Here is a 2,354-nt window from a genome sequence, read left to right on the forward strand (position 1 = left end):
GTCGGCGGCGTATACCTCGTCGCCCTTCCACACGCACACCAGCGCCCCCTCCACGTCGCCGTCCGCCGAATCGCCCACGTGGACCTCGTACGTCTGCGGCGCGGCCTGGATGCTGTCTTCGTACGTAACGTTCGGCGTGCCTATGGTACCGTTCGGGACCCAGATGTCCGGGTCGCCGTGTTGGATGAGCTCGAAGTATATGTAACGATATATCGCCTGCGTGAGGTAGCTCTGCAGTGGGTGTTTGTGGAAGGCCAACGTCTTGCCGGTTACGTAGACGTCCTCGGCCCCGAACTGCTTAAAGTATTCCTTAATAAATTCCTGGGAGTAGTGGTTCAGCGGGTCGCCGCGCGAATACCAGCCGTAGCGCGTGTTACAGGTGAAACCTACGCCGCCCCCCTCGGGGGCATTTACGAAGCTGGCCGCGCAGTTGTCGTCGTAGTCCGTATTGCTGGCGTAACACCCCACGGAGTACAGGTAGGCCATAAACTTGGGGTGATTACCCAGGCCGTACAGGGTGGTATTGGAAACGGAACCGGAATTAGTCCCCAATACGGTGGTATTGCAGTGGGACATGTGGGCGACCAGGCCCTTGCCCTGTTCCATATTGGAGGTGAAGCTCGTGGCGTTAAAGACGGCACCGCCCGGGTAGGTGTCATCCCAGAGCTCGGTGAAGGACCAGTGAGACGACGTCAGGTAATTATCGCGCAGGTACTCCATCATTATACCCAGGTTGGTGGAGGAATCGGCCCAGCCACCGGCCAGGATAACCAGGTTCTGGTAGTCGTAGGGGTTGACCTCGCTCGAGGCGCCGGCGCCTTCGTAGCACAAGGTCTTGTCGATTACTTCCGCCAACGCCTCCGCGCTCGAGACCTGGATGCGCCCCACGTACACGTCATATACCCAGTCGACGTTGTCGTCCGGGTATTCGCCCCAGTAGCCGTCGCCGTCGGCGTTGAAATCGCCGTCCAGGCAGCCGTAGTAGTTGTCGGTCGGGACCAGATAGTCCCCTTCCGCCACGTTGTAACTCGGGTCGTAGACCTTCCGGACCGGTATTATCGAATTCGTACCGACGAGGCACACGTACTGCGTGCCCTTGTTCTCGTAATAATCTTTAATGCAATTACGAATCTTCTCGCCGGAATCGACGCCGGTGTAGTTGGCCTCGATATAGGTCGTCGTTACGACCGTGGCGTTAAGGCCTTTCTTGGTCTTCCAGTCGGCGAGGTCCTGGGCTTTTTCCGCCATAACCTCGTCCGTGACGACGAGGTACGGGAAAACGTCTTCCAAGCCGCCGTCGGTGCCGCCGAAGAGCTTAACGCCGCTCGGCGACCTAACTTCCCACGGGTTGATAACCGTCGCCGCCAGGCTCTCGCGGATGTCGCGGTCTATCCAATCCAAACGCACTTTGGGGTAGACGTTTTCGGGCCCCGCGCGCGTCAGGTTCAGTTTAAAATCGATTACCGGGTATACCAATAACTTCCCCGTGGCCGGAACGTACTGCACCGGCGCCAGCGCGACGCTGCCGACGCCGTAGCCGCCCATATTGCCGCTCCCGAAGGAGTAGGCCAACTTCCCGGGGAACGCCTCCGCGGAAGCGTAAACCTTCGCGTCCGGCGGCGTTGCGTTGCTTTTCGCCGAACTAAAAGGCGTCGGCTCCTGCATAGGCATTACGCGGTACGACCCGGGCAGGACCACCGGTTCGCCGTACGATACGTCTACCGACTCGATCTTCGTACCCTTGGGCAACGCTACCGTCGCGACGACCGCCGGCAACGCCGGCTCGCCGGGCTCGAGCGGGAGCACACCGCCTCCCTCCAAGCTGACGACGTCGTAACCCAAAAAAGCCGGGTCGCTAGCGGGCCGCACGTGAACGTCGCCGGTGTCGACTTGTACGGTATACCCGAACGCGGCCGCGGCGTAAAAGACCGCCAACCAAAGCCCCTTCTTCATCTCAACGACCTCCTATATTCCATCGCCGACAAAGCTTATTGCGTATTAGCAACGCTGCTCGCCTACCATAATATTATAACTATATTTGCGTCTCATTTCCAACTTTTTTTGCCGCGGCGGGCTCGATTTCGCCGGCCAAAGCTCCGGCCACAATGAAAAGGGGCGGCCTTCGGGCCGCCCCGGCATAGCCTTGGGTCGAATACTAGTGCACTACCGCCAGCCTCTTGGCCGCTACCCGGCCGCCGACCTCGAGCCGCAGAATGTACACCCCGGCCGGCATGCCGCCCACCTCCAGCGCCGCGACGTGCTTGCCTTCGCTCAGCACCCGGTCCACCACCGTCGTCACCCGGCGTCCCGCCAGGTCGTACAGGCTCACCTTCACCGCCGCGGCCCCGGGTAGG

2 protein-coding genes are annotated in these 2,354 nt (G+C 60.6%); both read right to left on the reverse strand.

What is annotated here, in order from left to right; translation table 11 throughout:
- A partial coding sequence (locus VMX79_08100; GenBank protein HUV87061.1) for a C25 family cysteine peptidase occupies positions 1-1,953 on the reverse strand: 1,953 nt, incomplete at its 3' end.
- A 202-nt stretch (positions 1,954-2,155) separates the two neighbouring features.
- The coding region (locus VMX79_08105; protein ID HUV87062.1) for a T9SS type A sorting domain-containing protein at positions 2,156-2,354 on the reverse strand (199 nt) is incomplete at its 5' end.

This window comes from bacterium (assembly GCA_035529855.1).
Classification (GTDB): domain Bacteria; phylum RBG-13-66-14; class B26-G2; order WVWN01; family WVWN01; genus WVWN01.